Origin of the sequence: Enterobacter sp. SST3, from assembly GCF_000286655.1 — a bacterium.
Taxonomy (GTDB): Bacteria; Pseudomonadota; Gammaproteobacteria; order Enterobacterales; family Enterobacteriaceae; genus Enterobacter; species Enterobacter roggenkampii.
The window spans coordinates 64,936-81,430 of record NZ_ALNS01000018.1 but is presented as its reverse complement, the minus strand read 5'-3'; the positions used below and the strand labels follow the sequence as shown (position 1 = coordinate 81,430).

Here is a 16,495-nt window from a genome sequence, read left to right as displayed (position 1 = left end):
TCCGTTCCGCCACTTATTAAGACATTAAGCCTGCCTTACTGGCAGGCTTAATGGCAAAAAACTTTAGGGGCGTAGCTCAGTTGGTAGAGCACCGGTCTCCAAAACCGGGTGTCGCGAGTTCGAGTCTCTCCGCCCCTGCCATGTAGAATCCTTTGCTTCGGCAAAGGATTTTTTTTTTGCCTGAAAGACTGTAAAAACGCCTCTTCTTACTATTCAGCCAGCATTCCTGCTGGCTGATGTATCAATCCATTACATTGATTTTTAACAGATCTTTTATCTGCGACTGCTTATCACTGTTTTGCAGCCAAATCGCATACAGCGGTCTGGTAAGCGTGGTGGAATCCATTACGGTATGCAGCCCAGCTTTAGTGTCTGCCCAGCGAACAGGTAACCAGGTACAACCTCTCAGCAAGGGCAGTTGCTGACAGGCGATCTCTGCAGAGCTGGTCGTTAACTGTGGGACGTCATCAGGTGCAATCAAGCCCGTCTCATGCTGCTGAAAATCAGGCCCCCATTCCAGGCGCAAATAGGTCAGGTCTGCCTTCATCATCGAAGGTTCAGAGGCATAAAGCGCCAGGCCAAACTGGCCCACAATCTGGCTGCTAAATTCGTCCATCTTGGGGGCTTCGGTTGTGAAAAGAAGATCAAGCTGGCGCTCATGAAGTTGCTTAACTAGCGACTGCCGTTGCGCAATCCTGGCTTCAAATTGCAAGTGGCTATGAGATTGATAAAGCCGGGTAAGCCACTGACTTAGCATACATTCCCACAGGGAAGCGCTGGCCCCTATCGAGAACTCATTATGCCTCGAAGTATGTGCAACCTCTTTGCGTGCCGCCTGCCAGGTATTCATCAGCGTTTCTGCGTACGGCAGTAGTTTTTCGCCGGCGGGCGTGAGGCGGATATTGTTGCGATGGCGGGTAAAAAGATTCACACCCAGTTGATTTTCCAGCTGTCGAATACGAAAACTGACTGCTGACTGCGTCAGGTAAAGGGCTTCAGCTGCTCGCCCAAAGTGGCGTGTTCTGCTCACTTCAAGGAAAGTTTTAAGCAATTCCGTATCCACATCTTTCTCCGCAAAATTATTTGTCGTTATGATTTAAATATTTTGTTTTACACTCTGTCAAGCGTAACTAATACTCCGCGCCATAAATAGCTCGGCCAAAGAATTAGGAGCGTGTAGGATGGCGGAAAGCTTTACGACGACTAATCGTTTTTTCGACAATAAACATTATCCGCGCGGGTTTTCTCGTCACGGCGATTTCACCATCAAAGAAGCTCAACTGCTTGAGCGCCATGGTTATGCCTTTAACGAGCTGGATCTGGGCAAGCGTGAGCCTGCTACCGAAGACGAAAAACAGTTTGTTTCCGTTTGCCGTGGTGAGCGTGAGCCGCAGTCTGAAGCGGAACGTGTATGGATCAAGTATATGGCACGCATTAAGCGTCCAAAGCGCTTCCATACGCTGTCTGGCGGTAAGCCGCAGATGGAAGGTGCAGAAGACTACACCGAGTCTGATGACTAAGATGATAAGAAGGGGCTACGGCCCCTTTTTTTATGCCAGCAACTTCTGCAGGTGCAGCAGCAAACGATCGATAGCGCGGTAACTCAGCGCCTCCTGCAAGTGTTTCCTCTCAATGTCAGTACATCCCTCCACGTCAGCAATGGTTCTGGCCACTTTTAGCAAACGTTGCCACGCACGTATAGACAGCCCAAAGCGCGTCAATGTCTCCTCAAGCCATCCTGCATCTTCACTATTAAGCGAACAAAACTGCCGGATCCCGGCATTATCAAGCCGAGCATTCAGCCTGTTTTGACGGGCGTATTGTCGTGCCTGGGCAGCGATCACCCGCTCGCGCACTTTTACTGAGCTCTCACCCGTTATGCCCGTCTGCCTGAGCAGGCCCGGCGGCGGGAGGGGGATTTCGAGGGATAAATCGAAACGGTCGAGGAATGGGCCGGAAAGCTTTCCCAGATAGCGCAGCGTCTGCTCTGGCGTACAGCGGTTATGGTTGCCCTGATAATGCCCCGTGGGGCTGGGGTTCATCGCAGCGACCAGTTGAAATTGCGCGGGATAGCTTATTTTGGCCCTCGTGCGCGAGATATGTATCTCACCAGATTCAATTGGTTCTCTCAGTGCATCCAGCACGCGACGCTCAAACTCAGGCAACTCATCAAGAAACAGAATGCCATTGTGTGCCAGTGAAATCTCACCCGGTCCGGGGATAGACCCACCGCCGACCATTGCCGTCAGTGAAGCGCTATGATGTGGGGAACGAAAAGGGCGACGGCGCCACTGTTTTTGCAACGATGCCGAACTGATGAGGCTATATATGGCAGCGCTTTCCAGCGCTTCATGATTATTGAGCGGCGGGAGCAACCCGCTCAGCCTGCTCGCCAGCATCGTTTTACCTGTACCAGGCGGGCCAATCAGCAGGAGATTGTGTCCGCCTGCAGCCGTAATCTCCAGCGCCCGTTTACCTTGCTCCTGTCCCATGATCTCACTGAGATCTTCTGGCGCATCTGCTACAGCCTCGTCGCACTCTTCCGGCTCGGACAGTTCATGTCGGCCTTCCAGCCAGGCACACACTTCCTGAAGATGCCCGGCGATAAGGCACCCCTTTTCGGCAATAAGACTCACTTCTGATGCGTTTTCATTGGCGACAATGATTTGCCGCCCTGCACGAATGGCTTCCAGCGCTCCCGATATCGCACCGGGAACGCCTCTCAATGCGCCTGTGAGCGCGAGTTCACCCACGAATTCGTACGAGCCTAGCCTGGTCGTAGTAAGCTGCTCAGAAGCCGCGAGAAGCGCAATTGCGATAGGTAAATCGTATCGCCCGCCCTCTTTGGGCAGATCGGCGGGGGCAAGGTTGATGGTGATCTTCTTCGCGGGGAAGGTATAACCGCTATTTATTATTGCGCTGCGAACGCGATCCCTGGCCTCTTTAACCGTCGTTTCAGGTAACCCGACAAGCGTGAGTCCGGGCAGCCCATTACTCAAATGAACCTCTACGGAAACAAGCGGTGCCTTTACCCCGAGAGCCGCACGCGTATAAACAACTGACAGTGACATTTGCACTACCTCCTGGTGTGACTATGCCAGTACGCGTTATGCCTGTTTAGCGCTATTTAGCGAATTTACGCTGCCTGTTCAGGGATTTTAAAAGCACAATGAAACTATTGCACAATCGTGGAACCCTCCTCGCAGAGCGAAAAAAACCTGGTTTGACGGTTAGCGGAGGAGTAAAAAAGTGAAAAATATTCATTTTCTAATTTCCGTATATAAAACAACGCTTTTAAGAAATATGATTCGCGGGCTAACCAAATCCGTCATAAATAAATCTTGTGTTTGATTTAAAAACTGTGATAACTCTTTAGGTATTCCTTCGAACAAGATGCAAAAAGAACTGAAAATGACAGCCCTTCTACGAGTGATTAGCCTGGTCGTGATTAGCGTGGTGGTGATTATTATCCCACCGTGCGGGGCTGCACTTGGACGAGGAAAGGCTTAGAAATCAAGCCTTAACGAACTAAGACCCCCGCACCGAAAGGTCCGGGGGTTTTTTTATGACTAAAAAACGGAAATGAGGAGCAGAGAATGACAAGTAGCACAAAATTCTGTTTCTCCCGATTTATGACGGGGAACTAACTATGAATGGGGCGCAGTGGGTAGTACATGCGTTGCGCGCGCAGGGAGTCGAGACAGTATTCGGTTATCCGGGTGGCGCAATTATGCCGATTTACGATGCACTGTATGACGGCGGCGTGGAGCACCTGTTGTGCCGACACGAGCAGGGCGCAGCGATGGCCGCCATCGGTTATGCCCGTGCCACCGGTAAAACCGGTGTCTGTATGGCGACCTCAGGTCCGGGCGCAACGAACCTGATCACCGGTCTGGCTGATGCACTGCTGGATTCTGTTCCCGTTGTTGCCATCACCGGACAGGTTGCCTCTCCGTTCATCGGCACCGATGCCTTCCAGGAAGTGGATGTGCTCGGTTTATCGCTGGCCTGCACCAAACACAGCTTCCTCGTTCAGTCTCTCGAAGAGCTGCCGCGGGTGATGGCCGAAGCGTTCGAGGTTGCCAGCTCTGGCCGTCCTGGCCCGGTTCTGGTTGATATCCCGAAAGATATCCAGGTTGCACTCGGCGATCTGGAACCGCATTTCTCTACCGTGAAAAGCGATGATGCGTTCCCGCATGCACAGGTGGAAGAGGCGCGTCAGATGATGGTGCAGGCCAAACAACCGATGCTGTACGTTGGTGGTGGCGTAGGTATGGCGCAGGCGGTTCCTGCCCTGCGCGAATTTATCGCGGCAACGCAAATGCCTGCCACCTGCACGCTGAAAGGGTTGGGTGCGGTAGATGCTGATTACCCCTACTATCTGGGCATGCTGGGGATGCATGGTACCAAAGCGGCAAACCTGGCGGTGCAGGAGTGTGACCTGCTCATCGCCGTCGGCGCCCGTTTTGACGACCGCGTCACCGGCAAGCTGAACACCTTCGCGCCAAACGCCAAAGTGATCCATATGGACATCGACCCGGCGGAGATGAACAAACTGCGTCAGGCGCATGTCGCGTTGCAGGGCGATCTTAACGCGCTGTTACCGGCCCTGGAGCAGCCGCTGGATATTAACCTATGGCGTCAGCACACCGCCGATATGCGCGCTGAACACGCCTGGCGTTACGACCACCCCGGCGAGGCCATCTACGCGCCGCTGCTGTTGAAGCAGTTGTCCGACCGTAAGCCCGCCGACAGCGTGGTGACGACCGATGTCGGCCAGCATCAGATGTGGTCTGCCCAGCACATGACCTACACCCGTCCGGAAAACTTCATCACGTCCAGCGGGTTAGGGACGATGGGCTTCGGTCTGCCAGCCGCCGTTGGTGCACAGGTTGCCCGCCCGAACGATACCGTTATCTGTATCTCCGGTGACGGCTCCTTCATGATGAACGTTCAGGAGCTCGGCACCGTGAAGCGCAAGCAGTTACCGTTGAAGATCGTGTTGCTCGATAACCAGCGTTTAGGGATGGTTCGCCAGTGGCAACAGCTGTTCTTCCAGGAACGTTACAGTGAAACCACCCTGACCGATAACCCCGATTTCCTCACCCTGGCCAGCGCCTTCGGCATTCCTGGCCAGCACATCACCCGTAAAGACCAGGTTGAAGCGGCACTCGACACCATGCTGTCAAGCGAAGGCCCATACCTGCTTCATGTCTCAATCGATGAGCTTGAGAACGTCTGGCCGTTGGTACCGCCCGGTGCCAGTAACTCACAAATGCTGGAGAAATTATCATGATGCAACATCAGGTCGCCGTGCAGGCTCGCTTCAACCCGGAAACATTAGAACGCGTTTTGCGTGTGGTGCGTCATCGTGGTTTTCAGATTTGCTCTATGAATATGGAAACGGCCACCGACGCGCAAAACATCAGTATCGAATTAACCGTTGCCAGCCCGCGGCCGGTCGACTTACTGTTTAGTCAGTTATCAAAACTGGTAGACGTTGCCCATGTTGCCATCTGCCAGAGCACAACCACATCACAACAAATCCGCGCTTAAGCGTGACAGGACGAAAAAATGACGACAAAAAAAGCTGATTACATTTGGTTCAACGGTGAGATGGTTCGCTGGGAGGACGCGAAAGTTCACGTGATGTCCCACGCGCTGCACTACGGCACCTCCGTGTTTGAAGGGATCCGTTGCTACGACTCTCACAAAGGACCAGTGGTGTTCCGCCACCGTGAACACATGCAGCGTCTGCATGACTCAGCCAAAATTTATCGTTTCCCGGTCTCCCAAAGCGTTGATGAGCTGATGGAAGCCTGCCGCGAGGTGATTCGCCAGAACAAACTGACCAGCGCCTATATTCGTCCGCTGGTCTTCGTGGGTGATGTCGGCATGGGCGTCAACCCGCCCGCCGGCTATAACACCGATGTGATCATTGCCGCGTTCCCGTGGGGCGCCTACCTGGGCGCGGAAGCGCTGGATCAGGGGATCGACGCAATGGTTTCTTCCTGGAACCGCGTGGCGCCAAACACTATCCCGACTGCGGCTAAAGCGGGCGGTAACTACCTGTCCTCACTGCTGGTCGGCAGCGAAGCGCGCCGTCACGGTTACCAGGAAGGTATCGCGCTGGATGTGAATGGCTACATCTCCGAAGGTGCGGGCGAAAACCTGTTTGAAGTAAAAGACGGCATTCTGTTCACCCCGCCGTTTACCTCGTCCGCGCTGCCAGGCATCACCCGTGACGCCATCATCAAGCTGGCAAAAGATCTGGGTATCGAAGTGCGCGAGCAGGTGCTGTCCCGCGAATCCCTGTACCTGGCTGACGAAGTGTTTATGTCCGGTACCGCGGCTGAAATTACGCCGGTGCGTAGCGTCGATGGCATTCAGGTGGGCGAAGGCCGCTGTGGCCCGGTGACCAAACGCATTCAGCAAGCGTTCTTTGGCCTCTTCACCGGCGAGACAGAAGATAAATACGGCTGGTTGGATCAGGTTAATCACTAAATATAAATTTGGGACGGCACGCACCGTCCCATTAAATAGTCAGACGGGAGTAAATAAAGCATGCCTAAGTATCGTTCAGCCACCACCACCCACGGCCGTAATATGGCGGGTGCCCGCGCACTGTGGCGCGCCACCGGAATGACCGACGCCGATTTCGGCAAGCCAATTATCGCCGTGGTGAACTCCTTCACCCAGTTTGTGCCGGGCCACGTGCACCTGCGCGATCTCGGTAAGCTGGTTGCCGAGCAAATCGAAGCCTCCGGCGGCGTGGCGAAAGAGTTCAACACCATTGCGGTGGATGACGGTATCGCAATGGGCCACGGGGGGATGCTCTATTCGCTGCCGTCGCGCGAGCTGATCGCCGACTCGGTGGAGTATATGGTTAACGCCCACTGCGCCGATGCGATGGTCTGTATCTCCAACTGCGACAAAATCACCCCGGGGATGCTGATGGCCTCCCTGCGTCTGAACATTCCGGTGATCTTCGTTTCCGGCGGCCCGATGGAAGCGGGGAAAACCAAGCTTTCCGACAAAATCATCAAGCTCGACCTGGTCGATGCGATGATCCAGGGCGCGGACCCGAAAGTCTCTGACGAGCAGAGCGACCAGGTGGAACGCTCCGCGTGCCCGACCTGCGGCTCCTGTTCCGGGATGTTCACCGCCAACTCCATGAACTGCCTGACCGAAGCGCTGGGCCTGTCTCAGCCGGGCAACGGCTCGCTGCTGGCGACCCACGCCGACCGTAAGCAGCTGTTCCTTAACGCGGGCAAGCGCATCGTTGAGCTGACCAAACGCTACTACGAGCAGGACGACGCCAGCGCGCTGCCGCGTAACATCGCCAGTAAAGCGGCGTTCGAAAACGCCATGACGCTGGATATCGCCATGGGCGGTTCCACCAACACCGTTCTGCACCTGCTGGCCGCCGCGCAGGAAGCTGAAATCGACTTCACCATGAGCGACATCGACAAGCTCTCCCGCAAAGTGCCGCAGCTGTGTAAAGTCGCGCCGAGTACCCAGAAGTACCACATGGAAGATGTCCACCGTGCGGGTGGCGTGATTGGTATTCTCGGCGAGCTGGATCGCGCCGGGCTGCTGAACCGCGACGTGAAAAACGTGCTCGGCCTGACGCTGCCGGAGTCGCTGGAGCAGTACGACGTGATGCTGACCAAAGACGACGCGGTGAAAAACATGTATCGCGCCGGTCCGGCGGGCATCCGTACCACCCAGGCGTTCTCGCAGGATTGCCGCTGGGACACGCTGGATGACGATCGCGCCGAAGGCTGCATTCGCTCGCTGGAACATGCCTACAGCAAAGACGGCGGTTTGGCCGTGCTGTACGGTAACTTCGCAGAAAATGGCTGCATTGTGAAAACCGCAGGCGTGGACGACAGCATCCTGAAATTTACCGGCCCGGCAAAAGTGTATGAAAGCCAGGACGAAGCGGTAGACGCTATCCTCGGCGGCAAAGTGGTGGAAGGCGACGTGGTGGTCATTCGCTACGAAGGGCCGAAAGGCGGTCCGGGCATGCAGGAGATGCTCTACCCGACCACCTTCCTGAAATCGATGGGCCTCGGCAAAGCCTGCGCGCTGATCACCGATGGTCGTTTCTCTGGCGGCACGTCAGGCCTCTCCATTGGCCACGTCTCGCCAGAAGCGGCAAGCGGCGGCAATATCGCGATCATCGAAGATGGCGACCTGATCGAAATCGACATTCCGAACCGCGGCATTCAGCTGAAGCTGAGTGACCAGGAGATTGCGGCCCGTCGTGAGGCGCAGGAAGCCCGCGGCGACAAAGCCTGGACGCCGAAAGATCGTCAGCGTGAAGTCTCCTTCGCCCTGCGCGCTTACGCGAGTCTTGCCACCAGTGCAGATAAAGGCGCGGTGCGCGATAAATCTAAACTGGGGGGCTAATGATGGCCGAGTCACAACCCTTATCCGCCGCCCCGGAGGGGGCGGAATACCTGAGAGCGGTACTACGCGCGCCGGTCTATGAAGCGGTGCAGGTCACGCCCCTGCAAAAAATGGACAAACTCTCTTCGCGTCTCGACAACGTCATTCTGGTGAAGCGTGAAGACAGGCAGCCGGTGCACAGCTTCAAGCTGCGCGGCGCCTACGCGATGATGGCCGGGCTGACGGACGAGCAGAAAGCACGCGGGGTGATTACCGCCTCGGCGGGCAATCACGCGCAGGGCGTGGCGTTCTCCTCGGCGCGTCTGGGGCTGAAGGCGCTGATCGTGATGCCGGTCGCCACCGCAGATATCAAGGTCGACGCGGTGCGCGGGTTCGGCGGAGAAGTGCTGCTTCACGGCGCTAACTTTGACGAAGCCAAAGCCAAAGCGATTGAGCTGGCGCAGCAGCAGGGCTTCACCTGGGTGCCGCCGTTCGATCACCCGATGGTGATTGCCGGGCAGGGTACGCTGGCGCTGGAACTGTTGCAGCAGGACGCCCATCTCGACCGCGTTTTCGTCCCGGTGGGCGGCGGTGGCTTAGCCGCAGGTGTGGCGGTGCTGATCAAACAGCTGATGCCGCAGATCAAAGTGATTGCGGTTGAAGCGGAAGACTCTGCCTGCCTGAAGGCGGCGCTGGACGCGGGACATCCGGTAGATCTGCCGCGCGTCGGGCTGTTCGCCGAGGGCGTGGCGGTGAAGCGCATTGGCGACGAAACGTTCCGCCTGTGCCAGGAGTATCTCGACGATATAGTCACCGTCGACAGCGACGCTATCTGCGCGGCGATGAAAGATCTGTTCGAAGACGTGCGTGCGGTGGCGGAACCCTCCGGCGCGCTGGCGCTGGCGGGGATGAAGAAATACATCGCCCAGCACAATATCCGCGGCGAGCGTCTGGCGCACGTGCTTTCCGGTGCCAATGTGAACTTCCACGGCCTGCGCTACGTTTCCGAGCGCTGCGAGCTCGGCGAACAGCGTGAAGCCCTGCTGGCGGTGACCATTCCGGAAGAGAAGGGCAGCTTCCTGAAGTTCTGCCAGCTGCTGGGCGGCCGTTCGGTAACGGAGTTCAACTACCGCTTTGCCGACGCCAAAGATGCCTGCATTTTTGTCGGCGTGCGTCTGAGCCGTGGCGTGGAGGAGCGCAAAGAGATCCTCAGCCTGCTGCACGACGGCGGCTACAGCGTGGTCGATCTCTCTGACGATGAGATGGCGAAGCTGCACGTGCGTTACATGGTCGGCGGCCGTCCTTCCAAGCCGCTCCAGGAACGCCTGTTCAGCTTCGAGTTCCCGGAATCACCGGGCGCGCTGCTCAAGTTCCTGCACACGCTCGGCACGCACTGGAACATCTCCCTGTTCCACTACCGCAGCCACGGCACCGACTACGGGCGCGTGCTGGCGGCGTTCGAACTGGGCGAGCACGAGCCGGATTTCGAAACGCGGCTGAACGAACTGGGCTATGAATGTCATGACGAAACCCATAACCCGGCTTTCAGGTTCTTTCTGGCTGGCTAGTGGTTCGGCAATATCGTCCAGAACGCATCAATAAGCGGCTCATGCAGCCGCTTTTTTTGTGCGCACACGCCCAGCTCAAACGGCGTCTTCTCGTCGCTGCGCTCCAGAATCATCACGCGGTTGCGCACCGGTTCCGGGCTGTTTTCCAGCACCACTTCCGGCAGCAGCGCCACGCCGCAGCCCAGCGCCACCATCGACACCATCGCCTCATGGCCGCTGACGGTGGCGTAAATCGACGGGTTGCTGATTTTCTGACGGCGGAACCACAGCTCAATGCGGCGGCGAACCGGGCCCTGATCGGCCATGATAAACGGCACCGTGGACCAGTCCGGTTTTTCCACCGATACCTGGTTACGCACCGGGCAGGGCAGCGCCGGGGCAATCAACACCACCGCCAGATTTTCCAGCATCGAGAACGCTACCGCGCCCGGCAGGGTTTCCGGCTTCCCGGCAATGGCGAGATCCGCTTCGCCTGTCACCACTTTTTCCATCGCGTCGGCAGCGTCGCCGGTAGTGAGCTTAATTTCAACCGACGGATGCGCCGCGCGAAAGCGGTCAAGGATGGGCGGCAGATGGCTGTAGGCGGCGGTCACGGAGCAGAAAATATGCAGCTCACCGGAGAGTGACGGCCCCTGCTGATCGATAGAGTGCCGCAGCTGCTGGTACTGCAACAGCGTCTGCTGGGCAAAAATACGCAGCTCTTCGCCCGCTTCCGTGAGGGTGACGGTGCGGTTATCGCGCACGAACAGCGGCTGGCCGAGGTCTTCCTCAAGGCGCTGGATCTGGCGCGACAGCGTGGAGGGGCTGACGTGCATCGCCCGGGCGCTGCGGCCAAAGTGACGGCTTTCCGCCAGGTGCAGGAACATTTTCAGATCGCGTAAATCCACCGATTCCACTCCCTCTTTTTACATTGCATAAATTGCAATGTGACGTTGTGAATATATCAATTTCCGCAATAAATTTCCTGTTGTAATGTGGGTACATTCTCGCTGAAACGCGAACCGAACAATAAGACACACAACATCACGAGGTATCACCCATGGCTAACTACTTTAATACACTGAACTTGCGCCAGCAGCTGGCGCAGCTGGGCAAATGCCGCTTCATGGCGCGCGATGAATTTGCCGATGGCGCGAGCTACCTTCAGGGTAAAAAAGTGGTCATCGTCGGCTGTGGCGCACAGGGTCTGAACCAGGGCCTGAACATGCGTGACTCCGGTCTGGATATCTCCTACGCACTGCGCAAAGAAGCGATTGCCGAGAAGCGCGCTTCATGGCGTAAAGCGACCGAAAACGGCTTCAAAGTGGGTACCTACGAAGAGCTGATCCCGCAGGCGGATCTGGTGGTTAACCTGACGCCGGACAAGCAGCACTCTGACGTTGTGCGTTCCGTACAGCCGCTGATGAAAGACGGCGCGGCGCTGGGTTACTCCCACGGCTTCAACATCGTTGAAGTGGGCGAGCAGATCCGTAAAGACATCACCGTAGTGATGGTGGCACCGAAGTGCCCGGGTACCGAAGTCCGTGAAGAGTACAAACGTGGCTTCGGCGTGCCGACGCTAATCGCGGTTCACCCGGAAAACGATCCGAAAGGCGAAGGCATGGCGATTGCCAAAGCATGGGCTGCGGCGACCGGCGGCCACCGTGCGGGCGTGCTGGAATCGTCCTTCGTTGCCGAAGTGAAATCCGACCTGATGGGCGAGCAGACCATTCTGTGCGGCATGCTGCAGGCCGGTTCTCTGCTGTGCTTCGATAAGCTGGTGGAAGAGGGCACCGACCCGGCATACGCGGAAAAACTGATTCAGTTCGGCTGGGAAACCATCACCGAAGCGCTGAAGCAGGGCGGTATTACGCTGATGATGGACCGTCTGTCCAACCCGGCAAAACTGCGTGCTTACGCGCTGTCTGAACAGCTGAAAACCATCATGGCGCCGCTGTTCCAGAAACATATGGACGACATCATCTCCGGCGAGTTCTCTTCCGGCATGATGGCTGACTGGGCGAACGACGATAAGAAACTGCTGACCTGGCGTGAAGAGACCGGTAAGACCGCGTTCGAAACCGCGCCACAGTACGAAGGTAAAATCGGCGAGCAGGAGTACTTCGATAAAGGCGTCCTGATGATTGCGATGGTGAAAGCAGGCGTTGAGCTGGCGTTCGAAACCATGGTGGATTCCGGCATCATTGAAGAGTCTGCGTACTACGAATCACTGCATGAGCTGCCGCTGATCGCGAACACCATCGCCCGTAAGCGTCTGTACGAAATGAACGTGGTTATCTCGGATACCGCAGAATACGGTAACTACCTGTTCTCTTACGCCTGCGTACCGCTGCTGAAAGAGTTTATGACCACTCTGCAGCCGGGCGATCTGGGTAAAGCGATTGCAGAAGGTGCCGTGGATAACGCGCAGCTGCGCGACGTGAACGAAGCCATTCGCAGCCACCAGATCGAGAAAGTGGGTCACAAACTGCGTGGCTACATGACCGACATGAAGCGTATCGCGGTAGCGGGTTAACAACCTTGTCGGGTGGCGCTTCGCTTATCCGACCTACAAAACCGTAAGATGTAGGCCGGGTAAGGCGCAGCCGCCACCCGGCTTGTTTATTTGCGGTACAGCACTTTAATCACGTGGTAGCCGAACTGCGTGTGCAGCGGGCCGGTTGGCTCCAGCACCGGGCAGGAGAAGACCACTTTATCGAATGCCGGTACCATCTGACCCTGGCGGAATTCACCCAGATCGCCGCCGCGTTTGCCTGACGGACAGATAGAGTGCTTCTTCGCCAGCTTGCCGAAGTCGGCGCCGTTTTTGATCTGCTCCAGAAGATCCAGAGCCAGTTTCTCTTCTTTAACAAGAATATGCAGTGCTGCTGCTGTTTTTGCCATGATCGTGCCTTGAGTGGTATGGATTAGGCTCGCTATACTACCACGCTGTTATTCTCCCCTCCTGACTTTCATTGAGTGATCATTTATGCGTTTAAACCCCGGACAACAACAAGCCGTCGAATTTGTCACCGGACCGTGTCTGGTGCTGGCGGGTGCAGGATCCGGCAAAACGCGCGTTATCACCAATAAGATTGCGCACCTGATCCGCGGCTGTGGCTACCAGGCCCGGCACATTGCGGCGGTGACGTTTACCAATAAAGCGGCGCGTGAGATGAAAGAGCGTGTCGGCCAGACGCTGGGACGAAAAGAGGCGCGCGGCCTGATGATCTCCACCTTCCACACGCTGGGGTTGGATATCATCAAACGCGAGTATGCTGCGCTGGGAATGAAGTCCAACTTCTCCCTCTTTGATGACACCGACCAGGTGGCGTTGCTCAAAGAGCTCACCGAGGGGCTGATCGAAGATGATAAGGTGCTACTGCAGCAGCTGATCTCGACGATCTCAAACTGGAAAAACGATCTGATGACCCCGGCCCAGGCCGCGGCGATCGCCAAAGGCGAACGGGATCGGATCTTCGCCCACTGCTACGGTCTGTACGATGCGCACATGAAAGCGTGCAACGTGCTGGACTTTGACGACCTGATTCTGCTGCCCACGCTGCTGCTGCAGCGGAACGAAGAGGTTCGCGAGCGCTGGCAGAACAAAATCCGTTACCTGCTGGTGGATGAGTATCAGGACACCAACACCAGCCAGTACGAGCTGGTGAAGCTGCTGGTGGGGCAGCGCGCGCGTTTCACCGTGGTCGGCGACGACGACCAGTCAATTTACTCCTGGCGCGGCGCGCGTCCGCAAAACCTGGTGCTGCTGAGCAAAGATTTTCCGGCGCTGCAGGTGATAAAGCTGGAACAGAACTACCGCTCCTCCGGGCGTATCCTGAAGGCAGCAAATATCCTGATTGCCAATAACCCGCACGTGTTTGAGAAGCGTCTCTTCTCCGAGCTGGGTTACGGTACTGAATTGAAGGTGCTCAGCGCCAATAATGAAGAGCATGAGGCGGAGCGCGTGACGGGCGAACTGATCGCCCACCACTTCGTCAATAAAACCGAATATAAGGATTACGCGATCCTCTATCGCGGCAATCACCAGTCGCGCGTCTTTGAAAAGATGCTGATGCAGAACCGCATCCCGTACAAAATTTCGGGCGGTACGTCGTTCTTCTCACGGCCAGAGATTAAAGATCTGCTGGCCTATCTGCGCGTCCTCACGAACCCGGATGACGACAGCGCGTTTCTGCGCATCGTGAATACGCCGAAGCGCGAGATTGGCCCTGCGACGCTGCAAAAGCTGGGCGAGTGGGCGATGACGCGTAATAAAAGCCTGTTTACCGCCAGCTTCGACATGGGGCTGAGCCAGACGTTAACCGGTCGCGGCTATGATTCGCTAACGCGATTCACCCACTGGCTCGGCGAAGTGCAGCGTCTCGCGGAGCGCGAGCCGGTGGCGGCGGTGCGCGATCTCATTCACGGCATCGACTATGAGTCCTGGCTGTACGAAACCTCGGCCAGCCCGAAAGCCGCTGAGATGCGGATGAAAAACGTTAACCAGCTGTTCAGCTGGATGACCGAAATGCTGGAAGGCTCTGAAATCGACGAGCCGATGACCCTGACGCAGGTCGTCACCCGCTTTACCCTGCGCGACATGATGGAGCGCGGCGAGAGCGAAGAAGAGGCCGATCAGGTTCAGCTGATGACGCTGCATGCGTCCAAAGGGCTTGAGTTCCCGTATGTCTATCTGGTTGGTATGGAAGAGGGGTTGTTACCGCACCAGAGCAGCATTGACGAAGATAACGTCGACGAGGAACGCCGCCTGGCCTACGTGGGGATTACTCGCGCGCAGAAAGAGCTGACGTTCACACTGTGTAAAGAGCGCCGTCAGTATGGCGAACTCGTCCGCCCGGAGCCGAGCCGTTTCCTGCTGGAGCTGCCGCAGGACGACCTGATCTGGGAACAGGAACGCAAAGTGATTACCGCAGAAGAGCGGATGCATAAGGGGCAGGCTAACGTGGCGAACATTCGCGCCATGCTGGCAAAAGCCAAAGAGAAAGGATAATGATGAGTAGGCCGGGTAAGGCGAAGCCGCCACCCGGCAATGTTCAGCGTATTACTTCACTTCCAGCACCCAGTGCACATAGCTCTGCCACTGGCACTCCTGCTCGATCATCTCTGCCCCAAGCGGGTGACGCTCAATCCAGTTTTCCGGTAACGTCAGCGACAGTTTTTCGTCATCGGCCACCAGATTGATTGCAGGCAGCAAATCATCGCGACGGCGGCTGGCAAAGAGAATCGCCAGACGCAGCAGGCGGCACAGATGTTCGGCCACGCGCGGCGGTACGGCGTTTTGCTGATGCAAAGATGAGAGGTCAACGGCGTTGGTCTGGTTCAGCAGCAGCGTTGCCAGCAGCTTTTTCTGTGCGGGCGTGTAGCCCGGTAAATCCAGGTTGCGAACCAGATACGCTGCGTGAGCGGGGGCCTGCTTAAAATCAATGCTCAGCCCCACTTCATGCAGCGCACAGGCGCTCAGCAATAAATCGCGGCTCAGATGATCAAGATCCCAGGCGTTAGCGACCTGGTCGGCAAAGCGTGATGCCAGCTGCGATACGCGTCCTGCCTGATCGATATCAACCAGAAAACGACGCTGTACGTTGCGCAGGGTTCGGCTGCGGATATCCTGATCGACCGACAGATGCAGCATCCCGTAGACCAGGCCTTCGCGCAGCGCGCCGCCGGCAAGGGTCATACACTGGATGTTGAGCTCGGTGAAAATGGCGATCAGAATGGCCAGCCCGCTCGGGAAGACCAGCGCGCGTTCCAGCGTCAGGCCTTCAATTTCCAGTTCTTCCAGGCGTCCGCACTGGATGGCGCGCTGTTTTAGCTGCTGAAGTTTGGCAAGCGTAATCCGCTCGTCCATTCCCTGCGCCATCATGATTTCCTGCAGGGCCTGCACGGTTCCCGACGCACCCACGCACACTTTCCAGCCGTGATAGCGCAATTCGTCCATCACGGGACGTAATACCTCGCGCGCGGCATTTTCTGCCTCGTCGAAGTTCTCTTTACCCAGATTACGATCGGTAAAATAGCGCTCAAGCCAGGTCACGCAGCCCATCGACAGGCTGAACAGCGACGTAGCCTGCGCGCCGGTGCCGGTCACCAGCTCGGTACTGGCTCCGCCGATATCCACCACCAGGCGGCGATCGTCACCCCCCGTGGTGTGTGCAACACCCTGATAAATCAAGCGAGCTTCTTCTTCACCGCGGATAACCTGAACCGGGCAACCGAGAATCTCCTGCGCTCTGGCAATAAAATCCACGGCGTTAACCGCCAGGCGGAGTGTCGCAGTGGCGACAACGGTGATTTGGGCGTGCGGGATATCCTGCAGACGCTCGGCAAAGAGTCGCAGGCACTGCCAGCCACGTTCCATGGCTTCAGGCGAGAGGTGATTGTCGCTGCTCAGGCCCGCCGCGAGGCGGACCTTGCGCTTAATGCGCGTCAGCGTTTGTATGCTTCCCGCCACCTCGCGCACAACCAGCATATGAAAACTATTCGAACCGAGATCAATTGCCGCATAAAGCGAGGTGGAGCTGAGCATATTT

General features: G+C 56.9%; 15 protein-coding genes and 1 tRNA gene. 11 read left to right on the top strand and 5 right to left on the bottom strand.

All coding sequences use genetic code 11. From position 1 onward, the window contains the following. The first annotated feature begins 65 nt into the window (after nt 1–65). Nucleotides 66–141, top strand: a tRNA-Trp gene (locus tag B498_RS09985). A 100-nt stretch (nt 142–241) separates the two neighbouring features. On the opposite strand, the gene hdfR is transcribed toward B498_RS09985, so the two are convergent. Further along, entirely contained in the window at nt 242–1,063 is an 822-nt protein-coding gene (gene hdfR / locus B498_RS09990; RefSeq protein ID WP_008501578.1) for an HTH-type transcriptional regulator HdfR, read from the bottom strand. A 118-nt stretch (nt 1,064–1,181) separates the two neighbouring features. Between hdfR and B498_RS09995 the strand changes: the two genes are divergently transcribed. Then, on the top strand, nt 1,182–1,520 hold the full coding sequence (locus B498_RS09995; RefSeq protein ID WP_008501577.1) for a DUF413 domain-containing protein: 339 nt from the start codon (nt 1,182–1,184) through the stop codon (nt 1,518–1,520). 30 nt (nt 1,521–1,550) lie between these two features. Here the strand turns inward: B498_RS09995 and B498_RS10000 are convergent, their stop codons facing one another. Continuing rightward, nucleotides 1,551–3,071 (bottom strand): YifB family Mg chelatase-like AAA ATPase, encoded by a 1,521-nt coding sequence (locus B498_RS10000; RefSeq protein WP_008501576.1) that lies wholly within the window; start codon nt 3,069–3,071, stop codon nt 1,551–1,553. 340 nt (nt 3,072–3,411) lie between these two features. Between B498_RS10000 and ilvL the strand changes: the two genes are divergently transcribed. The 7 genes from ilvL to ilvA all read left to right on the top strand — a co-directional run bounded on the left by ilvL (nt 3,412) and on the right by ilvA (nt 9,962). Next, entirely contained in the window at nt 3,412–3,510 is a 99-nt protein-coding gene (gene ilvL / locus B498_RS22355; protein WP_001311244.1) for an ilv operon leader peptide, read from the top strand. An 86-nt stretch (nt 3,511–3,596) separates the two neighbouring features. Then, nucleotides 3,597–3,647 (top strand): peptide IlvX, encoded by a 51-nt coding sequence (gene ilvX, locus B498_RS23295; RefSeq protein ID WP_192930497.1) that lies wholly within the window; start codon nt 3,597–3,599, stop codon nt 3,645–3,647. Nucleotides 3,648–3,649: 2 nt separating this feature from the next. Beyond that, a complete protein-coding gene (ilvG, locus tag B498_RS10005; protein ID WP_008501575.1) occupies nt 3,650–5,296 on the top strand; it encodes an acetolactate synthase 2 catalytic subunit in 1,647 nt (548 codons plus the stop codon). Continuing rightward, nucleotides 5,293–5,556 carry an acetolactate synthase 2 small subunit gene (ilvM, locus tag B498_RS10010; RefSeq protein ID WP_003860184.1) on the top strand — a complete coding sequence of 88 codons (264 nt, stop codon included), beginning with the start codon at nt 5,293–5,295 and terminating at the stop codon, nt 5,554–5,556. Before ilvG ends, ilvM begins: the two co-directional genes overlap by 4 nt. A gap of 18 nt (nt 5,557–5,574) precedes the next feature. Next, nucleotides 5,575–6,504 (top strand): branched-chain-amino-acid transaminase, encoded by a 930-nt coding sequence (gene ilvE / locus B498_RS10015; RefSeq protein WP_003860182.1) that lies wholly within the window; start codon nt 5,575–5,577, stop codon nt 6,502–6,504. 60 nt (nt 6,505–6,564) lie between these two features. Continuing rightward, nucleotides 6,565–8,415 carry a dihydroxy-acid dehydratase gene (ilvD, locus tag B498_RS10020; protein ID WP_008501574.1) on the top strand — a complete coding sequence of 617 codons (1,851 nt, stop codon included), beginning with the start codon at nt 6,565–6,567 and terminating at the stop codon, nt 8,413–8,415. Nucleotides 8,416–8,417: 2 nt separating this feature from the next. Further along, nucleotides 8,418–9,962 (top strand): threonine ammonia-lyase, biosynthetic, encoded by a 1,545-nt coding sequence (gene ilvA / locus B498_RS10025; protein ID WP_085930308.1) that lies wholly within the window; start codon nt 8,418–8,420, stop codon nt 9,960–9,962. Here the strand turns inward: ilvA and ilvY are convergent. Beyond that, nucleotides 9,959–10,849 carry an HTH-type transcriptional activator IlvY gene (ilvY, locus tag B498_RS10030; protein ID WP_008501572.1) on the bottom strand — a complete coding sequence of 297 codons (891 nt, stop codon included), beginning with the start codon at nt 10,847–10,849 and terminating at the stop codon, nt 9,959–9,961. The genes ilvA and ilvY overlap by 4 nt on opposite strands. Nucleotides 10,850–11,001: 152 nt before the next feature. Between ilvY and ilvC the strand changes: the two genes are divergently transcribed. Next, nucleotides 11,002–12,477, top strand: a complete 1,476-nt coding sequence (ilvC, locus tag B498_RS10035; RefSeq protein WP_008501571.1) for a ketol-acid reductoisomerase — start codon at nt 11,002–11,004, stop codon at nt 12,475–12,477. An 86-nt stretch (nt 12,478–12,563) separates the two neighbouring features. On the opposite strand, the gene ppiC is transcribed toward ilvC, so the two are convergent. Beyond that, on the bottom strand, nt 12,564–12,845 hold the full coding sequence (gene ppiC, locus B498_RS10040; RefSeq protein ID WP_008501570.1) for a peptidylprolyl isomerase PpiC: 282 nt from the start codon (nt 12,843–12,845) through the stop codon (nt 12,564–12,566). A gap of 85 nt (nt 12,846–12,930) precedes the next feature. Between ppiC and rep the strand changes: the two genes are divergently transcribed. Then, a complete protein-coding gene (rep, locus tag B498_RS10045; protein WP_008501569.1) occupies nt 12,931–14,955 on the top strand; it encodes a DNA helicase Rep in 2,025 nt (674 codons plus the stop codon). Nucleotides 14,956–15,006: 51 nt separating this feature from the next. Here rep and gppA read toward each other — a convergent pair whose 3' ends face one another. Next, the gene (gppA, locus tag B498_RS10050) at nt 15,007–16,491 is read right to left on the bottom strand and encodes a guanosine-5'-triphosphate,3'-diphosphate diphosphatase (protein ID WP_008501568.1); all 1,485 of its coding nucleotides are present in this window, start codon (nt 16,489–16,491) and stop codon (nt 15,007–15,009) included. Nucleotides 16,492–16,495: the final 4 nt, after the last annotated feature.